This is a genomic window from Maribacter polysiphoniae (assembly GCF_003148665.1).
GTDB classification, from domain to species: Bacteria; Bacteroidota; Bacteroidia; order Flavobacteriales; family Flavobacteriaceae; genus Maribacter_A; species Maribacter_A polysiphoniae.
Map to the genome: position 1 here is coordinate 204,383 of NZ_QGGQ01000003.1, position 23,351 is coordinate 227,733.

Sequence of the window (23,351 nt, forward strand, 5' to 3'; positions counted from 1 at the left end):
TAGAGATGTCGTTTCAAAGAAGTATAAAAGTAGCTTTTGACAAAACTTCTGGAGAGATTCTTGAAGCCGATGATGTCTTTGACACGGCTAAAAATTCATTTGAGCTTCGCAGGCAGTATCATAGAGATGAAGTAGAACTCTACTGTTGCGAGTGTGAACAAAAATTGAACGTTTCAGGTAGTAAGTATGATAGACTACATTTTAAGCATCAACCAAATGCGGCGTTCTGTTACTTAAAGGAGACCGACCTGACGCAGGAGGAAACGGAACAATTGGCACAGCTTTATCGTGGAAAAGAAAGTGCAAGGCATAAAGCACTTAAAAACAAAATAGCCAAGAAACTTTACAATTTAGATGGTGTTCATTCTATCTGCGTAGATGATACCTTTATTTACGATGGAAATGAAAAACGTAGGCCCGATGTGTATTGTAAATACTTGGACAAAGAACTCGTTTTCGAAATACAGCTATCCGATTTATCCTTGCGCTACATTTATGACCGACATGATTTTTACAAACGGAAAGGAGTTTTTCTGATTTGGATATTGGATGATTTTGACGTTCATGGCCAGTGACAAATGGAACGCGATATCAAATATCTTACGGATTTTCAAAACTTTTTCAAACTGGATGAATCTTCAGAACCTTTTAGATTGTTGTGTACGTACAAATATCCATTTCTAACGGAGGATAATAAGTTGCTCTGCAAATGGATAGAAAAATCCGTCAGTCTTGGACAACTCAAGTTCAATGTTGAATCCTATCAGATTTATTATTTTGACTATGGGAAAAAGCTCAAGGTTAGAGAGAACGAACATGCCAAACGTCTTCAAAAGGAAAGAGAAGAGGAAGTCAAAAATCAAGAGCGTCGAAGGAAGGTAGTGGCTGAAGAAAAAACAAACTCTATAATCGATGACCTCCGATTTTTATGGAAAAATAAAGGGTATAATTTTTCTTCCATCGAAGAACAAATGGAAAATTTGGACGAATTCGAACTATCGATATTAAATAAATCCGATGCTTTTAAACCTAAAGATGGTCAACCAAGAATTCACCATTGGTTTTCAATAGCAAAAAAGGGTCATATCGGTTTCTTGGAACACATGATTGATAGTTCATATTTGGAAATCGACTTAAACGAAAAATCCAAAGACGACAAAACGCTTCTTGCAACTATGTTTGAAAACATAGCTATTGAACATAAGATGTGGCTTTTAAAAAGACTTATCCGAAAAGGATATAACTTAAAGAAAGAGGACGAAGCAATATTGGCCCAAATCGAAACAGACCCTATTGAATACGAATCGACATTAATAGTTTTTCATTTGGCAAATGAGCTAAATGGTTGTTATTTAATCGATGAACTTTTCGAACATAAACCCCTTGTATGCATAATTGAAAGCGCAAAAAGGGATAAGATTATTGGTTATCGATATCAAAAAACTCAATGGATAGCTTTTGCAAACAATGCTATACATAGTTACGCCGACTATTGGAGTTATATCGAAAAAGCCTTTAAGAACTATGGTATTTGGGAAAAATTGATGCTTTTTAACAAAAAAAATACCTTTCAAAAAAAGCTGGCAGAGTTCCATGCTACGAATCCAAAACAGAAAGTTGATTGCCTGCCCTTACTAAATACCCTATATCCTGAATTGAGAAATGATGAATCCGTAGGGTAGTTGAATTAGCACCAAAGGATTATTTCTTGTGTTTTGATGCGTAATCATAGATTACCAATTCTTCAGTCTTTCAAGTTTTTGCATAGGTGTTGCATCAATTTTTTTATATTTTTGTACCGTGAAATTTTTAACAATCATATTGTCCTTTTACTTTTTGGCACTCAATGTAGTGCCCTGTGCCGATTCGGGAACGGCTAAAGACGATGCCCAGGTCGTTTCGGTAATGGACTATGATGGCGACCACGATCAAGATTGTGAGCTGTGTTCGCCATTCTGCCAATGTCATTGCTGTCACGTGCATACGATTGATTTTGGTGTAATCGCTTTCACACCCTTACCAAATCCTATTTCACAGGAAAACTTCTCGCACTTCGAGAGCGTTTCCGATGGAGTAGTATCTTCAGTATTACAACCACCTAGAGCTTAATTCAGTTTTTTTAAGGATAGCTATGTCCTAACGTGATGCTTTTCAAAGCAAGCATCGCATCATAAATGCATTGCATCTCTTGTATTGCGAAGTTTAAACTGAATTAAATCTCTTTCTATGATTAACAAAATCATTTCATATTCCATTAATAACAAGTTCATTATTGGGCTTTTTATAGTGGCTCTTGTGGGCACGGGCATTTGGTCTATGGCCACTATAAATTTGGGTTCCGTACCCGATATTACTAATAACCAAGTACAGGTTATCACAGTTGCACCAAATTTAGGAACTGAAGACATTGAACAATTTGTAACGTACCCTGTTGAGTTGGCAATGGCCAACCTTCCTGACGTTATCGAGCTGCGTTCAGTATCCCGTTTTGGACTGTCCGTGGTTACCATCGTCTTTGAGGACGAAGCAGGCACCTATCTTCCTCGGCAATTGGTACAAGAGAAATTAACCGAAGTCGCCGGGGAAATTCCCGAAGGTTTTGGTACGCCATTTATGGCTCCCATTACTACGGGTCTGGGCGAAATATTCCAATACACCTTAAAGGTAAAAGAAGGATACGAAGATAAATACGATGCAATGGAACTTCGTACCATTCAGGATTGGATTGTTAAACGCCAAATGGCATTAGTGCCTGGAGTTGTCGAGGTCAATGCTTTTGGTGGCTATGTTAAGCAGTACGAAGTGGCCATAAATCCTGATAAACTAAAAAGTTTTGGCATTACAATGAATCAGGTTTTTGAAGCCCTGAAAGTGAACAATGCCAATACAGGTGGTGCTTATATCGAGAAAAACCACCAAGCAAATTTTATCCGCGGCGAAGGTTTGGCTCGTAGTATAGCCGATTTAGAAAATACGGTTGTTACCTCACAGAACGGTAGCCCTGTTTTAGTTAGGGATGTAGCCGAAAAAGTGGGCTACGGGAATCAAGTGCGCTATGGTGCGTTTACCCAAGATGGACACGAAACTGTTGGCGGACAAATTTTAATGCTGAAAGGCGAAAGTCCTGGCACTGTTATAGATAATGTGCAAAAGCGTATCGATGAAATTCAAAAATCACTTCCAGAAGGCGTTTACATTGAACCATTTTTAAGCCGAAGTGAACTTATTGGAAGGACCACAAGCACCGTTGAAAAAAACCTTATTGAAGGTTCATTGATTGTGATTTTTGTGCTTGTCCTGCTTTTGGGAAGTTTCCGTGGCGGTTTGATTACCGCGTCGGTAATCCCATTGTCATTACTCTTTGCATTTATCTTGATGAAGCAATTCGGGGTGTGGGCCAACTTAATGTCCTTGGGTGCAATTGATTTTGGGATCATTGTGGATGGCGCGGTAATCATTGTGGAAGGAATGGTATTCCACATTCATCAACGGATGAAAAAAACTACAACCGCCATTGGCCAATCTGAAATGGATGAAATCGCCTATGAATCGGCTAGTACGATGATGAATTCGGCATTTTTCGGTCAGCTTATTATTCTTATCGTATTTACACCGATTCTCTTTTTGACCGGTGTGGAAGGAAAAATGTTCCGACCAATGGCATTTACTTTCGGATTCGCGGTTTTAGGAGCGATTATCCTTTGTCTTACTTACGTGCCAATGATTTCGTCAATGTTCCTTAAACCTGCTAAAAATCAGAACAGTTGGTTTGCCAAATTTGAAAACAAGATTGATAGGTTCAGTGATAAAATAATGTCCGGTTTGAACACGGCGTATGTACCGTTGCTCAATTTCGCACTTCGGTTTAGGGCTGGTGTTGTTATTGGTGCGGTCGGGTTGTTGTTGATTGCAGGATTTATTTTCAGTAATATGGGTGGCGAATTTATTCCCAAATTTGATGAGGGCGATATTGCGTTTCAGGCTTTGATAAAACCGGGGAGTAGTCTTACAGAATCCATAGAGGCCTCAAAAAAACTTCAAAATTTAATCAATGAATTTCCAGAAGTAAAAACAGTGGTTTCAAGGATTGGCGTGGCCGAAATCCCTACCGACCCAATGCCAATGGACATAGCCGATAGTTACATTATTCTTGAAAAAGATAAGAGTAAATGGACTTCAGCAGATAGCAAGGAAGAACTCATAGAAAAAATTCAGGAAAAAATTTCAGTAGTGCCCGGTGTAAACTTCGTGTTTACGCAACCTGTAGAACTTCGTTTCAATGAACTGCTTACAGGTGTTCGGGAGGACGTGGCCATAAAATTGTACGGAGAAGATTTGGGTGTGTTGGCTGACAAGGTGCAAGAAATCGCGGCCGTCATCAGAACCGTTCCCGGCGCAGCCGACCTCAATGTGGAGGCCACGAGCGGTTTGCCGCAAATGACGGTGGAATACAATCGCGCGAAAATGGCACAATACGGTGTAACGGTTAATAAGTTGAATGATTATGTGAGTGCTTCATTTGCTGGAGAGCAGGCAAGTGTGATCTTTGAAGGCGAAAAACGGTTCGATGTGGTCATTCGTTTGGCGAAGGACTTTAGACAGGATATCAACAACCTTAAAAATCTGTATATCGACCTGCCCAGCGGCAACCAAGTACCCTTAAAGGAAGTGGCGGAAATCAGTTACAAACCAGGGCCAATGCAAATTTCAAGGGACAATACCTCGCGTCGTATTTCGGTAGGGGTAAATGTTCGTGGGCGCGATGTAAAATCAATGGTCGAGGAAATACAGCAAAAACTGGAAGCACAAGTAAAATTGCCACCTGGTTATTTTGTGACCTATGGCGGTTCGTTCGAAAACCTGCAACGTGCGACCGACCGATTGATGATCGTAGTGCCCATTGCACTCTTTCTAATATTCATATTGCTCTACTTTGCGCTGAGTTCGTTCTCGCAATCACTTATGATTTATATGGCAGTACCGCTGGCAGCTATTGGTGGTGTGTTTGCCCTTTGGATAAGGGGAATGCCTTTTAGTATTTCTGCAGGTGTCGGTTTTATCGTGCTCTTTGGAGTGGCGGTATTGAACGGATTGGTACTGATAAACAAATTCAATGAATTAAAGGAAAGTGGAATGACAGACTTAAAAAAACGCATATACGAGGCAACACATGAGCGCTTGCGCCCAATTTTGTTGACGGCAACGGCAGCTATTATGGGCTTTATACCAATGGCGATTTCTACCTCGGGAGGTGCAGAAGTGCAGCGACCATTGGCAACCGTCGTTATTGGCGGATTGCTTACGGCAACGTTTTTAACGCTTGTTGTCCTTCCGATATTATATTATTGGCTGGAAGCCCGCAAAGAACGTAAGGGTAAAGGAGATGATCCAAGCTATATCAACAAAAGCACAACAGTTCTGGTGGTGTTATTAGGCTTGGGAGGATTTTTCACTTCCAATACCGTAAATGCACAGGAAAGTGGAATCGCCCAGACCATAACATTGGAGGAGGCTATTTCCCTAGCAAAACAGAATTATCCATCGCTTAAGGAAAGCCAGGCTTTTATTGAGCGCGAGCAGGCGATGAAGGCAACAAGTTTCGATCTGGGTAATACCCAAATCTTTACGGGCAAGGAAGAATATGGCAATGACCTGCCCGGGGTACAGACCACGATCGGGGTGCAGCAGCAAAATGTTGATTTGCTCTCTGGGTTTTCAAAATCCAAGTTTTATAAGGAGCGTGTTCAATTGGGCGAAAAGTTCTATGCCCTAAACGAGCAACAGTTGATACGTAACGTGATGCTGGCCTATGACCGTATCAATTATAACAAGGCACAATTGCGCTTCGCGGAACAATTGGACAGCGTCTATGCAAATTTCAGGACGGCCGCGGAACTCCGTTACGATACTGGGGAAACCGGAAAACTGGAGTTTATTGCGGCGTCCTCGGAATATCAGCAGATACAGGTGCTCAGGCAACAAGCTTATGACGATATCGAAATCGCCAAGCGTGCACTAAAGCAATATCTGGGTATAAACCAAGACATCGAAACGGTAGGCCGAGCCTATACACCGCTAAATTATCGGGCAGTTTTGGATTCCACATCAGTGGGCGACAACCCAATATTGCAATATTCAATGCAAAATGCCAAAGTGAGCAAAGCAAACGTGGGCGTGGAAAGATCACAGTTCCTGCCCCAGTTCAACCTCACGTACGGAAGACAGATAGTAGACGATGTATCAGGGTTCAACACCTATCAGGCGGGTATCAGCATTCCGCTCTGGTTCTTCCCTCAAAAATCCAGGGTCAAAGCCGCCAAAGCAGACGCAATGGTAGCCGAAAATCAGTATCTGGAACAGAAGGCCATAACCGAAAGTAGGGTTTCCCAACTTTTAAAATCTTTGGAGAAGACCCAAAAGACGCTTGATTATTATCAAGAAGGGGCTTTGCTCTTGGCGGAAGAACAGATAGCAACGGCGGAACTGGCCTCAAGGGAAGGGGAAATCGATTATGTGAACTATATCACGATCCTGAACAGTGCCATAAGAATCAAACAAAACCATCTACAATTTATAAATCAGTATAACCAGCAGGCCATTGAGCTGCAATATCAATTGGGCAATCTATAATCTTAAAAAAGGAAAAATGAAGAATATAATCTTAATAAGCACCGTATTATTTACACTTATGTTCATGAGTTGTAACGATGCCCCAAAATCTGAACTTGGGAATAATGAAGCTGAAGGTGTATCAAAAACCGAAGCAGGTGGGGAAGATGCCCACGGCGAAGAGGAAGGCGGCCACGGGGAAGAAGGAGAAGAAGGTGTTGTAGTACTTTCTACACTACAAATGGAGACCATTGACCTGGAGACCAGAACCTTGGAAAAAAGAAACCTCGGTAACAATATCAAGGTAACCGGAAGGCTTGAGCTATATCCTCAGGACAGGGCCAATATTAGTCCTTTCGTAGGCGGCAATGTACGTTCCATCAAAGTAATCGAAGGAGATGAAGTGCGAAAAGGAGAGGTGTTGGCCTATTTGGAACATCCCGATATTATCAGTATGCAGCAGGAGTACCAGGAAAAAAACGATGAACTGGTTTTCCTTAAACAGGATTTTGAGCGAAAGCAGACCTTGTACGACAAAGGCGTTTCCTCCGGGAAGGAATTTCAGATGGCACAGTCAAAGTTCCGTTCCACAACCTCAAGTGTCAATGGCCTAAAATCAAAATTGCGCTTGCTCGGTATCGATCCTTCCAAGGTGGAAGAAGGACAAATCTACTCGGCCATACCCATATCGACACCTATATCCGGCTTTGTGGATGAAGTAATGGTAAGCCTGGGGGATTATGTGGCCCCCCAATCAAAAATGTTTACGGTGAGCGATAATTCAGAACTCCATTTGGATCTCAAAGTGTATGAAAAAGATATCCCCAAGGTTCAGGTAGGTCAAAAAATCCATTTTACCGTTGCCTCAAAACCGGATGAACTGTTAACGGCAGAAGTGCATTCCATAGGCAAGACCTTTGAGGAAGATCCAAAAGCCTTGCACGTCCACGCGGATATCGATAACAAAAATGGCGACCTCTTACCAGGAATGTATGCAGAAGGAAGAATCGTGCAGGGAGAGAAATCGGGCTTTGCAGTACCCGAGGAAGCCATTGTCAAAGAAGGCGAACAGTCCTATGTTTTTATCGTGGATGAGGATGGAGCACCAGAAGAAAATAAAATGAAATATAAACGCATTCCCGTGAGTACAGGAGTCAACGACTTGGGTTTTGTAGAAGTAAACCTGCCTGCAGGAATACCCGAAAATGTCAAAATAGTAACAAACGGAGCCTACACCCTTTCTTCGGAAATGGTCAAGGGCGAACTGGAGCACGGACATTAAACAACAATATAGATAAAGGTTTTGATTCCGGGTTTGTTTATCGTCTTAATTAGTTAGTTGAAAATCAGAAAGTAGGCCCGGTTCAAAATCGATTAAAAATCTAAATAGTATAAATATGAAAGAAATAAAAGCATTTGTAAAACCAAACCGCATCCAAAAGGTCATCGAAGCCCTAAGCGACAATGGTTTTAAAAGTATGACGCTTTCACAAGCGGAGGGCACCGGGGCGTTCAAGGCAAAGGGAGCAAGACCCTCCCTTGATTTTAATATAACCGATAGTCCAGTGGTAAAAGTGGAGCTGGTATGTCAAAATGAGGAAGCACAAGCGGCAATCGATATTATTACGGAAAACGGTAAAACGCCCGACCCAGGGGACGGTATCATCTATTTATCGGATATAGAGGATGCCTTCCAGATCAAAACAGGCGAATCCTTAAAACGCTAAGACCTTTAACCCCTTTTAAAATGGAAAGAATTGTCAAAAAACTGGAGAGCAAGGGCATACGGCCCACGCCGATGCGACTGTTAACCTATAAAAAGCTGCTGGAAAGCGAGGTAGCCATCAGTTTGGGAGAGCTGGAGAATTTTTTCGAGAAATCGGAAAGGAGCACCCTTTTCCGGACGATGAAAACATTTGAGGAAAAAAATATTGTACATCAGATAGCGGACGGTACAGGGATTATGAAATATGCACTCTGTGAGGAAAACTGTGGATGTGAGGTGGGCAGCGACCTGCACCTACATTTTCACTGCACCCAGTGTAACGAGACCGTTTGTTTGACCGATCGTAAAATCCCACAGGTAAACCTGCCTCAAGGATATATGGCAGACGATATCAATCTGGTCGTAACGGGAGTATGCAATAAATGCAGTGGCAATTTGGAGTAGCCTTAAGGGCCAATAACATCAAAAGAATACGACGATGATAGCAATCTATAAAAAAGACCAAATCATATATACCATCGCAGATCAAGAAATGTATGCCGATGATGGGGCGACCTTGGTCAAAGCCCTGAATGAACATTTGAAAAGCAATGAACAAGCCGCTTGGTATATGGAAATGGAGCCTCGCAAAAAAGGAGTGAAGAAAAGCAGCGGCGAGAGGTTGGATTTTTCCTTTCCCGAAGAAACACGGCTTAGGAAAATAGCCTTGGTGGGCGAAAAAACTTGGCAAGAACGGTTTACCGAATCGCTATTGCCGTTTAGCGAAGCCCACATAAAATATTTCGGACCTGAAGACAAGGGCACTGCCAAAAACTGGCTCGAACGTAAATAACACTTTATCGATGCAAAGAAGAAAAATAGGGATAGGGCTTTTGGCAGGTTTTGCCTTTGGGGTCTTTATACTGCAACCCTTGGGCCTATCCCTTTTTCTCTTTGACCGGTTGGGCGATTCCGGTCACTGGTCAAGCTATTTTCTTGAAGCCTTCAAAACCGTATGGAACGTTGTCGATGTTGACCAAATTCTTAGAAACCTGTTGTTCGGGACAATGGGAAGCAGCCTTGCCCTGATGGTCTTTTTCAGAAAAAAGATTTTTCAACTGAACAGGCAACGGATGGACAGGCAAACCGTTCTCGAACTCATAAACAAGGGAGAGAGCAGCCGGGTGGAATTCAAGTCAAGCTTGCGATGGGATGTACGGCAGGGCAGGGTAAACAAACAACTTGAGCTTATCATTGCAAAGACCATTGCCGGGTTTATGAACACCGAGGGGGGGCAAGTTGCTCATGGGTGTCGATGACGGGGGAACCATTCTGGGCCTGCAACAGGATTTCGATACGCTTAAAAAGCCGGACAGCGATGGCTTTGAGCAGTATTTGATGCAATTGATCGCTCTAAAACTGGGAACCCATCTTTGTACGCTAGTGAACGTAGCATTTTTCGGGTTTGGTCAAAAGCAAGTTTGCTGTATCGAGATTTTACCAGCCCGAATGCCGGTATATGTAACCCTTGAGGGACGGTCACGGTTTTATATACGCACGGGCAATGCCACGCGCGAACTAGATTTGCCCGAAGCCCTGGTGTATATAGGTAAGGAAAAGGCACAGTACAACTAGAAACAGGAGGTTATTGGGCCATGCAGGAAGGGTTATTTGCACTTCCGTTGCACGTTTGTTTTAATTAGATTGATTAAAAAATATACAAAAATGGTACAGATAGTAAACTTAGAACAGGAACATCTTATTGCCGCTAAAATCAGCGGGAGACTTACGGAAAAGGATATGGAAAAGATGCATCCGCTCATCCACAACATCATAGAAAAAGGCCATAAAGTGGATTTCTATTTTGAAATGGAAGATTTTGAAGGCTATACCCTTAAAGGCTTTTGGGAAGACCTAAAAATTGATTCGGCACACTTGGGAGATTACGGCAAGATAGCCTTTGTGGGCAACAAAAAATGGCAGGAGTGGGTGGCTAAGGCAACTGATTTTTTCACTAGCTCGGAAGTTAAGTATTTTGATATATCCGAGAAATCACAAGCCCAAAAGTGGATTAAATCTTAATTAACGATAACAAAACGATTAATAATATGAATGACAAGGAAAAACATAGTAATGACGATGGCCACAATCACGACCACGGTGGCATCTTCGGCAAAAACACCGAACTCTATTTTGCTATATTAAGTGGGGTCACACTAATAACAGGTTTCCTATTGGAGAAATTTACAGGGGTTTCAGAAAACATTCCTTTTGGACTCTATATTGCGGCCTTCTTTTTTGGAGGTTATTTTACCCTGAAGGAAGCTATTAGCAAAGTGGCCAAGGGCGAATTTGAAATCGATTTCCTGATGCTGGTCGCGGCTGCGGGGGCGGCCTATCTGGGCGAATGGGCAGAAGGTGCCTTGTTGCTTTTCCTTTTTAGTCTGGGTCACGCATTGGAAAACTATGCAATGGGCAAGGCAAAAAAGTCCATTGCGGCACTGACCGACCTCGCCCCAAAAACAGCCCTTCTCAAGAAAGATGACGATACCGTTGAAGTGGGTATTGAAGAACTACAGGTGGGCGACATCATCGTGGTGCGCCCCAACAGCAAGATATCCGCCGATGGTGTAATTGTAAAAGGTAACAGTAGTGTTGACCAGGCACCCATTACCGGGGAAAGCGTTCCGGTGGACAAAACACCAATAGAAAATCCGGACAAAGAGTATACCTCAAAAAGCAATATTCCCAATGAGAACCGTGTATTTTCAGGAACCATCAATGGTAACAATACCCTTGAAATAAAGGTAATCAAAGAGGCAAAAGATTCTACCCTCAACCGCTTGGTTACAATGGTTCAGGAGGCTCAAGACCAGAAATCGCCCACCCAGTTGTTGACCGACAAGTTTGAGCGGTACTATGTGCCAGCGGTCATTATACTGGTCGTTGCACTGAATTTTGCTTTTTTGGTCATCGATGAACCATGGAGCGAAAGCCTATACCGTTCCTTGGCGGTATTGGTAGCTGCAAGTCCGTGCGCGCTCGCCATTTCTACGCCATCTGCTGTATTGAGTGGTGTGGCAAGGGCTGCGCGTGGCGGGGTCTTGATAAAAGGCGGTCGCCCATTGGAAGATTTAGGGGTGCTTACCGCATTGGCCTTTGACAAGACAGGAACGCTTACCGAAGGAAAACCAAAGCTTACCGACGTCGAAAGCTTTGGCAGCATAGATAAAAAGGAACTGTTGGAAATTGCTATTGCGGTTGAGGAACTGAGCGACCACCCCCTGGCAAAGGCAGTTGTACGGGACGGAATGGAACGGCTTGGGAAGGACACCAAAATTCCCGATGCCGATGATTTGGAAGCCGTACAAGGCAAGGGCATAAAGGCAAACTATCAAGGGAATTCCATTTACATAGGCAATCTTGAGCTTTTCGAGGATATTGATAAGGGCGTTCCCAACGACGTATCAGAAAAGGTAAGAGCACTTGAAGGGGAAGGAAAGACCACGATGCTTATCAAAAGGGGCAATGAATTTATAGGGATGCTGGGGCTGATGGACACGCCACGGGAAAAAGCCAAGGAAACCCTGGCCCAACTTAAGGAAATAGGCATCAAGAAAATGATAATGCTTACCGGCGACAACCAGAAAGTGGCCGACGCTGTAGCCGAGGAAATCGGTTTGACCGAAGCACGCGGAAGTCTGCTTCCCGAAGAAAAAGTGGAGGCCATCAAAAAACTTGCGGAACAGGAAAATAAACTGGCAATGGTGGGGGATGGTGTTAATGATGCGCCTGCAATGGCAAACAGTACCGTTGGTATTGCAATGGGTGCGGCGGGAAGCGACGTGGCTTTAGAAACCGCAGATATAGCACTAATGGCAGACAAACTGGAAACCTTGCCTTTTGCCATCGGTTTGAGCAGAAAAGCGAAGGCGATAATCAAGCAAAACTTATGGGTTAGCTTGGGGGTTGTTGCCCTTTTAATTCCTGCGACAATTATGAGCTGGGCAAGTATAGGGATAGCCGTGGCCATTCACGAGGGCTCTACGTTGGTAGTGGTGGTCAATGCATTGCGTTTGCTCGCCTATAAAAAATAAATCCAATAAAGGAGATTGCTTTTGAATCAAGCTTAAAATGACCAAAACGGAAAAAATATTGTCAAATCACGGTATTCGCCCTACTCAAATGAGGTCCAAGATATACAGGTATCTGAGAAGGAAGCAAAGTGCCGTGTCCTTTTCCGATTTAAAAAAGGTCTTTGCCGAAAAGAGCGAAACCAATAAGACCGCAAACAGAACGACCTTTTATCGCAATCTCAAGATTTTTGAGGATAAAGGACTTATTCATCAGATAAATGATGGAACCGGAGTGGCAAAATTTGCAATTTCTGATGAAAATGCAAAAGGTGATTACGGTTCAGATTTACATCTGCACTTTCATTGTACCGAATGTAAGAAAACAATCTGTTTGCCAAATAAAATACCGGAAGAAAGTATGCCAGATGATTATAAGATAAACGATGTCAACCTGGTATTAAAAGGGATATGTGTGAAATGTAAGAAAAAATAACAGGTGGGAGTTCCAAATCTTTGAACCCTTGTGCCCAAGAGTCAAGTCCAAGGTTCTTCCACCTTATTGAACCAAAAAAATACAACTATAGAATAATATGATATAACAATTATTGGTTCGTGTTTTGGCGATAATGGAATTCAGGGCAGCGGCAGAAGATATTGCACGGATGTCCCACGGACACCCCACATTTTCAGAAACCTTTAAGGAAGCCTGCTTGGCCGCTACCGAAGACAGGGCGTTGCATATATAAAATTATAAAGAAACGAAGATGAAGAAAATTCAAAAGCTAACCCAAGAAATCAACGAATTAACAGTAAGGATAGAACAAGAATATCCCGAACTCTATCGGTATTTGGATGAGAACCCCATAACTATTCCCGTAGATGATGAAGCAAAACCGACCATTAAATTGTTCACTGATTATTTGGAGAGCTTAAAATCGATTTTGGAAAAATATATGGAATCCCATAAAAAGTAAAGATTTAAAAGACCAAACGTAGAATTTAATACAGATAAATCAAATGTCCACCATAAACAAAACCACTTTTAAGGTAAGTCAAATGGATTGCCCTTCCGAAGAGCAGATGATAAGGATGAAACTGGAGTCAAATCCTCAGATCAAATATCTGGACTTTGACATTCCAAATAGAAAGTTGGATGTGTACCATCAAGGGAATGCCCAAGAAATAAATGTGGCATTGGGGGCATTAAAGTTGGGAGAAAAACTCTTGGGAACAGAAAAGGCGGAAACACCTATTGCCGAAGACGAGACAAAACAAAAGAAGATACTCTGGTGGGTCTTGTACATCAATTTTGGTTTTTTTGTTATCGAAATGACCACGGGTTGGATTTCTTCCTCGATGGGTCTAATTGCCGATTCACTGGATATGCTGGCCGATTCCATTGTATATGCATTGAGCCTTTTTGCCGTAGGCGGCGCTATTTCCAGAAAAAAGAAAGTGGCGAAATTCAGTGGCTATTTTCAGATGGCGTTGGCCCTGCTGGGATTTTCGGAAGTCGTGAGAAGGTTTTTGAGTAGTAGCGAAACCCCTTTGTTCCAATGGATGATCATCGTTTCCATTTTCGCCCTTATCGGCAACCTCGTTTCCCTATGGTTGATAAACAAGGCCAAAAGCAAGGAAGCGCATATGCAGGCAAGTGCCATCTTTACCTCAAACGACATTATTGTGAACGGCGGGGTAATACTGGCAGGGGTGCTGGTTTATTTTTTAGACAGTAAATGGCCCGATTTGGTCATAGGCGGTATTGTATTTGCCTTTGTGATGCGTGGGGCCATTAGAATTTTAAAATTGTCCAAATAACGTATTGGGAAGAAAAGAAATAGCAAAAGAAAGATTTTGGAAAGGAATCCAAATGCCATATCGAAAAAAGGATTGAAAACCACGCTTGTAGGTATAATAATTAGCGCATTTTTGGCTATAATAAAAGGGCTTGGAGGTATTTTTGGCCATTCTTATGCATTGATTGCCGATGCTATTGAATCTGCTTCAGATGTTTTAACTTCTGCAATGCTTTGGGCAGGTTTAAAATGGTCATCCAAACCACCAGACGAGAACCATCCTTACGGTCACGGAAAGATTGAGGCACTGGTAGCGATAGGTATTGCAATAGCTTTGATAATTGCAGGCGGGATTATAGTTAGAGACAGCATCATACACATTTTTGAACCACATAAAAGTCCTGCGCCCTATACATTGATTATTTTGGTAGTGGTGGTTGCTACTAAGGAACTCTTATATAGATATGTTCTTAAAACAGGAGATGAAATAAATAGTTCGGCCGTCAAGGCAGATGCCTTTCATCATAGGAGCGATGCCATTACGTCGATAGCGGCTTTTATAGGAATTTCCATTGCATTGATCGGTGGCGAAGGGTTTGAGATAGCGGATGATTTCGCGGCACTCATTGCAGCGGGCATTATTCTGTTCAATGCCTATAAAATAGCTAGGTCATCGGTAAGGGAGTTGCTGGACGAAGCTGTTGAGCCCGAATTTCGAAATGAGGTTATCCGACTGGCCGAAGCCGTTCCTGAAGTGGTAAGGGTAGAGCGCTGCCATTCCCGAAAGATGGGAACGGCCTTTCATATCGATATGCATATTTGGATCGATGGGGAATTAACTGTGACCGAGGGCCATGATATTGCACACAAAGTAAAGGAGAGATTGTTCAGGTCATATTCCGAGATACTTGACGTGCACATCCATATCGAACCTAGCAAAGAGAGAAATGTTAAAATGACAGAATTATGAACAGTTGGCTATGGGTACTCGTTTTGGGCCTAGCGGCCTGGGCAGCACACTGGGGTGCGGATCGATTGTTGACTCCTTTAAAGTTGCTCCGCAAGCAATGGGGGCTTACCGCATCCGCTGGAGCCGCTTTTCTTGCCCTTGTAACGGCCAGTCCTGAAGTTGCCATCAATATAACCAGTGCGGCACGGGACGTTTCTGATATTGGCCTGGGCAACTTATTGGGTTCCAATATTATTTCCATTCCCTTGATGGTGACCATAGCTTATTTTGCTTCCAGGAAACAATTCAAGAACAACAAGGAACATCAAGAACATCTTGATAAAAACATTCTGGCGTTGAACAAACGTTCGGTTTCCGTACTGTCACTTCCTTATCTGGGCATTATCGCCCTTGTGGCCATTTTAACTCTGCCAAAGCCCTGGCGCGGGCTACAACCAATAGACGGGTGGATTATGCTGGGTGCATATATTGCATTCCTGGCCCACGCCATAGTAAAAGGCAAGGAAAAGGGCAAAAAAGTAGAATGGAACAAAAAACAGGTCTGGTTATCGATTGCCGGGGCCTTGGCCATAGCAGTTGGTGCTTTTTTTATAGTGAAGGCGACCGAAAATATTGTTTCTGCCCTAAATATTTCTGAAATCGTGGGCGGCCTTTTTATCACGGGCTTAATGACCACCGCACCGGAAATATTCAAGACCTGGAGCGTGGTAAAAGGGGGCGAGGTGACAGCGGGTACCACCAGTGTTATTGCAGACAATGCCGTAACGATGACGGTGGCATTTTTTCCGCTGGCGCTGGTAACCACCCCCATTGAGGACTTTGAACTGTTCTGGGTCAACCTGGCCTTTGTCGGGCTTATGCCGCTGCTTTACACACTATTTGTGCATCAAAGCAAGGAACTGCACGGTTTCTCTCGTTGGCAGATTTTTGTATTTGACGCTGCGTATATCGCCTATTTACTGGTCATGGTTTTTTACGTGTTGAAACTTTTTTGATAGATGAAAAATAAACTTTTTAAAGATTGCTCGATGAGGCTCAATATGCTGGATGAAAACATCCGCAAATTGGCCGTAAAGTATGCTGAAGAATACTATACGACAAACCAATGCTCCAAGGAGGAAGCCCTTGAACGCGGCATTGTAAAAGCAGAGATGGAAGGGCGAAAGCTCTAAAAAAAGTATACAATATGGACTGGACATTTGAAGATTTCAAAACAAAACTTGATGGCCTACAGCCGTCAGTTCGGAAGTAGGCCCTCAAAATTGCACAAGAATTGGTAAAGGAGAATGGGTATTCTCGTGAGAAGGCCATTACGGAGGGAATCAAACGTGCAGAAGAATGGTTTTATGACCTTAGGGGATAGCATTGGTGCGTTGATTTAAATAAAGCACAGTATATTATGTCACGGGAAAGGAGAAAGCGGAGACTAGAGGAAAAAAAGGGGAATTCAATAAACAGGAAAGTAAGAACCAGAAAGGAGAAAGGGTATTGCCTGTTGGTTTTTGTGGCAATGTTCCTTGCGGTGCTGACAATTGCCTTTCTAGATGCAATTCTATATGGTTTTTACCTGCTTTTCAATTGAATAATTAAACCTAAAAAGAAAGATTAATGGAGTCAAATCAATAAAAACAAAATGATATGAAAGATAACGGAATTTTAATACCTGTAGATTACACACAGGTTTCAAAAAATGCGGTGAGCTACGCAATTGGGCTAGCACAAGAATTGAAATCAAAACTGGTTTTTGTCCACGCCTATTCAGTGGTATATCCATCAGGTACGCCCATCGGCATGGCAACTATGGCACACAATGTAACAGATACCACAGCATCACAAGAGAAGATCAATAAAGAAAAATTGGATAAGTTTCTAAGGGACTTTCCTGAACTGGACAAGCTGGAATTTCAAGCAATGGTCGGTTTCGGGGCAACGGTCGATGTGATTTCTGGCCTGGCTAAGGAAATGAATACCAGTCTTGTCGTTATGGGTACCAAGGGTACGGCTTCGGGATTTGATGAAATTTTTATTGGAACCGTTACCGAAAAGGTGACACAAAAGGCACCTTGTCCAGTACTGGCCGTACCTGAAGATGCCAGCTATACTGCGTATAGGCGTATCGGGGTCGCAGTGGATACGGATAGTATGGATAATAGAATAGATTTTGGAATGTTGTCCAGATTATTGGAAAACTATAATGCACAGTTGCACTTTGTACATATAGCGGACAAACAGGAAAGGGTGCTGGAGAAAGCATTTATTCGTGAAAGATTTGGCAAACTTCTTGTACTTAAGCAATGGTCTTTTACAGTTATCGAGGAAGACAAACCCGAAGAGGGTATCGATGAATTTTTGACTGAAACCCCAATAGACCTATTGGTTTTGCTTTACAGGGAACACGGATTTTTTGAGGCACTTTTTAAAAAGGGGCTAAGAAAAAAAATGCTGTATGCCTCCAAGGCCCCATTGCTGATAGTTAAGTAGCCCTTCTACTTATGTGCTCTAGTAAATATTAGTTTTCGCTTACTATGCGAAATTATCGTGCTCATTCTTGGTGCAGGTGGATTGGCTACCATGTGGGAAGCGGTTTTTGCGGATGTGGGCGTGGCGTTATTGGCGATTTTTAATGCGGTGCGGTTGCAACGGATGAAGTGGGCATAAGCCCATAGTAAATATCGAAATATAAATTTTCATTCTAGCCAACCGGCAATATCCCACAGTAGGGGAGTTGCATAATTCAATCAACAACCCTTTTAAGATGTAAACACTTTTTTATTGCAAATTACTGTAAATAAATTTAGACTAAACTAAAAATATATTTATATTTACAAAAATATAAATATAGCAATGCCTAAAATAATTCATTTTCTTATTGGCCTATCCCTAATCGCTCTACTTGGCTGTGAAAATTTGGGCCCTGAAGAACCTATGGAGTTTGAGTTGTTGGATGGGCCGTTGGACGGATTGTCCATAAGTGAACAACAGCGTTTTTTAGCCGGGGATATTGCTTTTAACGATGATGTTTTTACCGTTGAAAAAGGCCTTGGCCCCTTGTTTGTTGGCACCAGCTGTGCAAGTTGCCATTCAGGGGATGGCAAGGGCCATCCTTTCAATCAACTTACCAGGTTTGGTAACAATGACTTGAACTTACCCTCGATGTTATCCTTTGGTGATGGCAGGAACCAAATTCAAAATAAAGCCATACCCGGTTTTGAACCGGAAACCGTGCCGGAAGGCTTCCCATTTTCCATTTTGGTCGCTCCGGCGGTGACGGGATTGGGTTTGTTGGATGCTGTCCCTGACGCAGATATTTTGGCTCTCTCAGACCCTTCGGATGCAAATCAAGACGGTATTAGTGGAAGACCTCACTACAATATTCCTCCTGAATTCACCAAGATTCGGAATAATAGTGTTCCCCAGGGAAACAATTATATCTTCAGGTTTGGAAAGAAAGCGGGTAGTTATGATTTGTTGCACCAAAGCGTCAGCGCATATAACCAGGACATAGGAATTACATCCCTTTATGACCCTATAGACCCGTTCAGTGGACTTGAAGAGGATCCTGAAATAAGCACCCAGACCTTGAACGATGTCGTTTTCTACCTTAAGACCTTAAAAGCACCAATTCCCAGAAATCAAACAGACCCCGATGTCATTGCTGGAAAAGAACTCTTTGAATCGGTACAATGTGCTGTCTGTCACACACCCACGTTGACCACAGGATTTTCCCCAATTGAATCGTTATCCTTTAAGGAATTTCATCCCTACACGGATTTGTTGTTACATGACATGGGGCCTGAATTGGATGATGGATTCACTGAAGGCAATGTCGAGACTTCCGAATGGAGAACCCCACCGCTGTGGGGAATCGGTTTATCGGCCAATTCCCAAGGCGGGCAAATGTTCCTGTTACATGATGGAAGGGCTTCAAGCATTGAGGAGGCCATTGAATTGCACGGTGGCGAAGCCGATAATTCAAAAGCCCGGTATTTGTCCCTGACCCAAAAAGAAAAATCACAACTGATAAAATTCATTAATTCCCTATAGGTGCATAGAAAAGATTTTATTAAACAATTTGGATATCTGATTGCAGTCCTGCCAGCTTCTTCCGCTTTGCTCAGCAGTTGCGCAGGCCTGTATTATGCATCCTTTGTTGAAGAAGGGGGAGTGCTACGAGTTTCAAAGGGTGAGTTTCAGCAGGTGAAAGGGGGAAAGCAGATTGAACGAGATTTCGTGGTCATCCAGGGCGATTCCATGCGATACCCCATCGGAATTTTCAAAACACAAAACAATGGTTATCTGGCCAGTTTGATGCAATGTACCCATAGGGGTTGTGAACTCAACATTGGCGGCGGCATATTCAATTGTCCATGTCATGGCAGTGAGTTCGACCGTTCGGGCAGGGTTTTAGAAGGGCCGGCCGAAGAAAACCTAAAATCATTTGAAACAACCGCCGATAATGAAAATATCTATGTGCATGTCCCGTAAAATATATGCAGCCCTTGCTTTAATGAACATTTGCGTTTTAACCCTAAGCTCGCAAACTAGCGACAGGGACAGTATTCAGGAATCGATGAATATGGATGCGGTTTATGACCGTCCGTTTTTGACTTTCGATAAATTTCCAGTCAATCTTGGTGGTTATCTTGAGGCGAATTCAATCTACAGTATTGAGGACGGATTGTCGGAGGGGCTTTCTTTTCAGGCCCGAAGATTGACCCTTTTCGTTTCGGCGTCCATTTCAAAGCGTATTAAGTTCTTGACCGAACTGGAATTTGAAAATGGGACAGAGGAAATTGCCATTGAATTCGCCTCCATGGACATTGCTTTGCACCCCTTGTTGAACCTTAGGGGAGGCATCGTACTGAACCCAATAGGATCCTTTAACCAAAACCATGACGGACCAAAATGGGAGTTCGTCGAGCGGCCAGATGTCAGCACCAATTTGTTGCCCGCCACTTTCTCCAATGCCGGATTTGGTATATATGGAAAGGCATATAAGGGAGCTTGGACCTTGGGCTATGAAGCATATCTCACCAATGGCTTTGATACAAGCATTATAGATAACGAGGAAGAAAGAACATTTTTGGCCGCAGTCAAGGAAAATTCCTCGCGATTCGAGGAGAATTTTAGCGGCAATGCCCTCCTCAATGGAAAGTTGGCCATTAAGCATAGAAAATTAGGGGAATTGGGCATTTCCTATATGGGCGGGGCCTACAATAGGAAAGAAGTTGACGGGCTTCAGGTTGATACAAAATCAAGGAGGGTAGAAGTTCTTGCCCTGGATTTAAATACTGCCATTAAAAAAACGGGGACAAGGTTTATCGGTGAGATGGCCTACATATGGGTCGATGTTCCGGACACTTTTACCCAGCAATTTGGCGATCGGCAGGTTGGTTTTTTTATGGATATTGTTCAACCGGTACTAAGGACCGAAGTATTCTACTGGGAAGATGCCGTACTCAATCTATCGCTCAGAACGGATTATGTGGATTACAACATTGGCAGGTTTGCCCAAACCAATACGAATATTAGGGATGATTTATTCGCAATTACACCTGCAATAAGCTTTAGGCCTGCAGCACAGACCGTTCTAAGGATCAACTACAGATACCAGTGGCAACAGGACATTCTCAACAATCCAGCCTCAAGAACGGCCACATGGTATTTTGGATTCAGCACCTATTTTTAATAAAATATTCTACATAGCTGCTTTGATTTCATATCGGGTAGAGTGTACTTAAGTTAGGTGTGATTTTAAAAGAGCATCGATGGATAATATTATTTAAGTATTTGCTTAAATAATTATATTAATATATCTTTGTCAAAAACAGTACTATGGCACTTGAATTAAGTTGTACACGCGCCGAGGCCGACCAAAAACAGTTGATGCGCTGTCGCGAAACCTTGGGAACAAACTCAAAAACAATTACGGAAATAAGTAAGGTTCTCGCCTTGGCCGGGAACGAAACACGTTTAAAGATACTTTTCTTGTTGAACGAGGAAGGTGAGCTTTGTCCCTGTGATTTTGCTGATATACTGGAAATGAGCGTACCCGCAGTTTCACAGCACATACGTAAAATGAAGGATGTGGGATTGATTGCTTCGAGACGTGAAGGGCAGACCCTGTATTATTCACTGGTCCCGAATCATAACGAAGTAATGGACAATGTATTTACCGAAATTCAGAAAAATAAAAAGGTAGCATAAAATGGAAACAGGAAAAACCTCGAACAAGGTCGCCTACGCAGGAATATTGACGGCCATAGCGGCATCAATATGTTGTATAACCCCGGTTATGGCATTGATTGCAGGAACCAGTGGAATCGCATCCACGTTTTCTTGGGTGGAACCATTTCGGCCTTATCTTATCGGCATCACTATACTCGTTTTGGTCTTTGCCTGGTACCAGAAACTACGACCAAAAACACAGGAGGAAATTGACTGTGCCTGTGAGGATGATGCAAAACCCTCCTTTTGGCAATCCCAAAGCTTTCTTTTAATAGTTACAGTTTTCGCGGGATTGATGCTGGCATTTCCATATTACTCCAATATGTTTTATGCACAGCCCAGTAAGGACATTGTCTATGTCTCGCAATCCAATATTGTAAAGCACACTTTTAATGTTGAGGGAATGACCTGCGCAGGGTGTGAAGCCCACGTAGAGAGCGAGGTCAACAAACTGGGTGGCATATTATCGGTCAAGGCAAGTTACGAAGGTGCGAATACCGTAGTGGAATATGATAAAACCAAAACCGATTTTGTCGCAATCCGAAAGGCCATTAACAGCACAGGTTATAAAGTAATCGATGGTGAAAATAAAGAAAACGAGTAGATGAAAAAGTACGATGTCTTTGTTATCGGTTCTGGGATGGCAGGGATGACCGTTGCAAATAAATGTGCTTCCAAAGGCCTTAAGGTAGGCATTACGGATGAATTGCCATATGGTGGAACCTGTGCGCTAAGAGGTTGCGACCCCAAAAAGGTAATCATCGGTGCGACCGAAGTAAGGGATTCTGCTATGCGCCTAAAAGGAAAGGGTATCGATACGGTTCCCGTTGTCAATTGGCGGGATATAATGGCTTTCAAGCAGACCTTTGTTGACGAAATGCCGCCCAAAATAGAAAAAGGAAACAGGCATAATGATATAGACACCTATCATTCTTCGGCAAAATTTCTGTCCAAAAATACCCTACAGTTGGGAACAGATACTATCGAAGCCGACAAGATTGTGATTGCAACGGGCGCAAAACCTAAAGTTTTGGATTTCGAAGGCGGGGAACTTGCCCTGACCAGTACAGATTTTCTGAACTTAAAGAAATTGCCCGAATCTGTATTGTTTATCGGAGGCGGTTACATAGCCTTTGAATTTGCCCATATCGCTGCTCGTTCCGGTGCCAATGTTACGATAGTGCACCGGGGCGAAAGGCCCCTGGAAAATTTTGATCCCGATATAGTTTCACATCTTGTTGCGGCAACCGAGGATTTGGGAGTAAACCTGGTTCTGGAAACTGAAGTGACCAAAATTGAAAAAATCGAAAAAGGCTACTTAATAAGTGGCACTACCAACGGGAACTTGAATCAATTTGAAGTGGAAGCCGTATTCAATTCGGCCGGAAGGCCTCCCGCTATTTTCGATTTGGAATTGGAAAGAGCAAATGTCGCCTATTCCAATAAAGGGATTTCGGTCAACAAATACCTCCAGAGCACTTCAAATCCCAAAGTGTACGCCGCAGGGGATGCAGCGGAAACGGGGGGATTGGCTTTGACACCCGTGGCCGTAATGGAGGGACACGTAGTATCTTCCAATATCCTAATGGGAAATTCCAAAGAAGTGGATTATCCCCCGATGCCCACGGTGGTATTTACCTTGCCTACAATGGCATCCGTCGGAATGACAGAAACCAAGGCCAAAAACAGTGGTCTTGAATTTAGGGTAAACTATGATAAGGTTGATGATTGGTTCAACGCAAGGCGCCTGAATGTCGAAGAATATGCTTACAAGACAATCATTGATAAAAATAACGGTACGGTTCTGGGGGCACATCTTATCGGGCCACACTGTGAGGAGACCGTCAACCTGTTCGCGATGGCAATAAAGACCAAAATGACCGTAAACGATTTAAGGACGATGATTTTTTCTTATCCAACATTATCCTCGGATATTCCCTATATGCTTTAACAAAATATCAAAATTT

Annotated in this window: 24 protein-coding genes and 1 pseudogene; all 25 read left to right on the forward strand. The window is 42.9% G+C overall.

From position 1 onward, the window contains the following. The first annotated feature begins 5 nt into the window (after positions 1–5). The 25 genes and pseudogenes from LX92_RS08415 to LX92_RS08525 all read left to right on the forward strand — a co-directional run bounded on the left by LX92_RS08415 (position 6) and on the right by LX92_RS08525 (position 23,335). Positions 6–1,682 (forward strand): annotated as a pseudogene (locus LX92_RS08415) (DUF6035 family protein). Between the two features lie 118 nt (positions 1,683–1,800). Then, positions 1,801–2,109, forward strand: a complete 309-nt coding sequence (locus tag LX92_RS08420; RefSeq protein ID WP_109649861.1) for a DUF6660 family protein — start codon at positions 1,801–1,803, stop codon at positions 2,107–2,109. A gap of 117 nt (positions 2,110–2,226) precedes the next feature. Further along, on the forward strand, positions 2,227–6,630 hold the full coding sequence (locus tag LX92_RS08425) for a CusA/CzcA family heavy metal efflux RND transporter (protein ID WP_109649862.1): 4,404 nt from the start codon (positions 2,227–2,229) through the stop codon (positions 6,628–6,630). A gap of 16 nt (positions 6,631–6,646) precedes the next feature. Then, a complete protein-coding gene (locus LX92_RS08430; RefSeq protein ID WP_109650103.1) occupies positions 6,647–7,891 on the forward strand; it encodes an efflux RND transporter periplasmic adaptor subunit in 1,245 nt (414 codons plus the stop codon). Between the two features lie 115 nt (positions 7,892–8,006). Further along, the gene (locus LX92_RS08435; RefSeq protein WP_109649863.1) at positions 8,007–8,336 is read left to right on the forward strand and encodes a P-II family nitrogen regulator; all 330 of its coding nucleotides are present in this window, start codon (positions 8,007–8,009) and stop codon (positions 8,334–8,336) included. Positions 8,337–8,356: 20 nt separating this feature from the next. Then, the gene (locus LX92_RS08440) at positions 8,357–8,779 is read left to right on the forward strand and encodes a Fur family transcriptional regulator (RefSeq protein WP_109649864.1); all 423 of its coding nucleotides are present in this window, start codon (positions 8,357–8,359) and stop codon (positions 8,777–8,779) included. A gap of 34 nt (positions 8,780–8,813) precedes the next feature. Continuing rightward, positions 8,814–9,167: a SpoIIAA family protein gene (locus LX92_RS08445; RefSeq protein WP_109649865.1), complete on the forward strand. Its 354-nt coding sequence runs from the start codon at positions 8,814–8,816 to the stop codon at positions 9,165–9,167. A gap of 10 nt (positions 9,168–9,177) precedes the next feature. Beyond that, on the forward strand, positions 9,178–9,633 hold the full coding sequence (locus LX92_RS22715; protein ID WP_223308345.1) for an AlbA family DNA-binding domain-containing protein: 456 nt from the start codon (positions 9,178–9,180) through the stop codon (positions 9,631–9,633). Further along, positions 9,620–9,949, forward strand: a complete 330-nt coding sequence (locus tag LX92_RS22720; RefSeq protein WP_223308344.1) for an AlbA family DNA-binding domain-containing protein — start codon at positions 9,620–9,622, stop codon at positions 9,947–9,949. The genes LX92_RS22715 and LX92_RS22720 overlap by 14 nt, the downstream gene beginning before the upstream one ends. A 90-nt stretch (positions 9,950–10,039) precedes the next feature. Further along, complete coding sequence (locus LX92_RS08455) at positions 10,040–10,396, forward strand: SpoIIAA family protein (RefSeq protein WP_109650104.1); 357 nt, start codon at positions 10,040–10,042, stop codon at positions 10,394–10,396. A gap of 26 nt (positions 10,397–10,422) precedes the next feature. Then, on the forward strand, positions 10,423–12,411 hold the full coding sequence (locus LX92_RS08460; RefSeq protein WP_109649866.1) for a heavy metal translocating P-type ATPase: 1,989 nt from the start codon (positions 10,423–10,425) through the stop codon (positions 12,409–12,411). Between the two features lie 37 nt (positions 12,412–12,448). Next, positions 12,449–12,883, forward strand: coding sequence for a Fur family transcriptional regulator (locus LX92_RS08465; protein WP_109649867.1), 435 nt, complete (start codon positions 12,449–12,451; stop codon positions 12,881–12,883). 112 nt (positions 12,884–12,995) lie between these two features. Further along, positions 12,996–13,136 carry a hypothetical protein gene (locus LX92_RS22400; protein ID WP_170117805.1) on the forward strand — a complete coding sequence of 47 codons (141 nt, stop codon included), beginning with the start codon at positions 12,996–12,998 and terminating at the stop codon, positions 13,134–13,136. Between the two features lie 18 nt (positions 13,137–13,154). Continuing rightward, positions 13,155–13,364: a hypothetical protein gene (locus tag LX92_RS08470; RefSeq protein ID WP_109649868.1), complete on the forward strand. Its 210-nt coding sequence runs from the start codon at positions 13,155–13,157 to the stop codon at positions 13,362–13,364. A 43-nt stretch (positions 13,365–13,407) separates the two neighbouring features. Then, a complete protein-coding gene (locus LX92_RS08475) occupies positions 13,408–14,208 on the forward strand; it encodes a cation transporter (RefSeq protein WP_109649869.1) in 801 nt (266 codons plus the stop codon). A gap of 36 nt (positions 14,209–14,244) precedes the next feature. After that, entirely contained in the window at positions 14,245–15,156 is a 912-nt protein-coding gene (locus LX92_RS08480; protein ID WP_223308343.1) for a cation diffusion facilitator family transporter, read from the forward strand. After that, positions 15,153–16,151, forward strand: a complete 999-nt coding sequence (locus LX92_RS08485; protein WP_109649871.1) for a sodium:calcium antiporter — start codon at positions 15,153–15,155, stop codon at positions 16,149–16,151. The genes LX92_RS08480 and LX92_RS08485 overlap by 4 nt, the downstream gene beginning before the upstream one ends. Positions 16,152–16,184: 33 nt before the next feature. Further along, the gene (locus LX92_RS22405; RefSeq protein ID WP_170117806.1) at positions 16,185–16,328 is read left to right on the forward strand and encodes a hypothetical protein; all 144 of its coding nucleotides are present in this window, start codon (positions 16,185–16,187) and stop codon (positions 16,326–16,328) included. Between the two features lie 466 nt (positions 16,329–16,794). Next, positions 16,795–17,637, forward strand: a complete 843-nt coding sequence (locus LX92_RS08495) for a universal stress protein (RefSeq protein WP_109649872.1) — start codon at positions 16,795–16,797, stop codon at positions 17,635–17,637. A gap of 363 nt (positions 17,638–18,000) precedes the next feature. Next, a complete protein-coding gene (locus LX92_RS08500) occupies positions 18,001–19,200 on the forward strand; it encodes a di-heme oxidoredictase family protein (RefSeq protein WP_109649873.1) in 1,200 nt (399 codons plus the stop codon). Then, the gene (locus LX92_RS08505) at positions 19,201–19,641 is read left to right on the forward strand and encodes a QcrA and Rieske domain-containing protein (protein WP_109649874.1); all 441 of its coding nucleotides are present in this window, start codon (positions 19,201–19,203) and stop codon (positions 19,639–19,641) included. Further along, a complete protein-coding gene (locus LX92_RS08510) occupies positions 19,631–20,845 on the forward strand; it encodes a hypothetical protein (RefSeq protein ID WP_223308342.1) in 1,215 nt (404 codons plus the stop codon). Before LX92_RS08505 ends, LX92_RS08510 begins: the two co-directional genes overlap by 11 nt. A gap of 146 nt (positions 20,846–20,991) precedes the next feature. Beyond that, entirely contained in the window at positions 20,992–21,363 is a 372-nt protein-coding gene (locus tag LX92_RS08515) for an ArsR/SmtB family transcription factor (RefSeq protein ID WP_109649875.1), read from the forward strand. 1 nt (position 21,364) lies between these two features. Then, on the forward strand, positions 21,365–21,988 hold the full coding sequence (gene merTP / locus LX92_RS08520; RefSeq protein WP_109649876.1) for a mercuric transport protein MerTP: 624 nt from the start codon (positions 21,365–21,367) through the stop codon (positions 21,986–21,988). Further along, on the forward strand, positions 21,989–23,335 hold the full coding sequence (locus LX92_RS08525; RefSeq protein ID WP_109649877.1) for a dihydrolipoyl dehydrogenase family protein: 1,347 nt from the start codon (positions 21,989–21,991) through the stop codon (positions 23,333–23,335). It begins immediately after the preceding gene. The last annotated feature ends 16 nt before the right edge of the window (positions 23,336–23,351 follow it).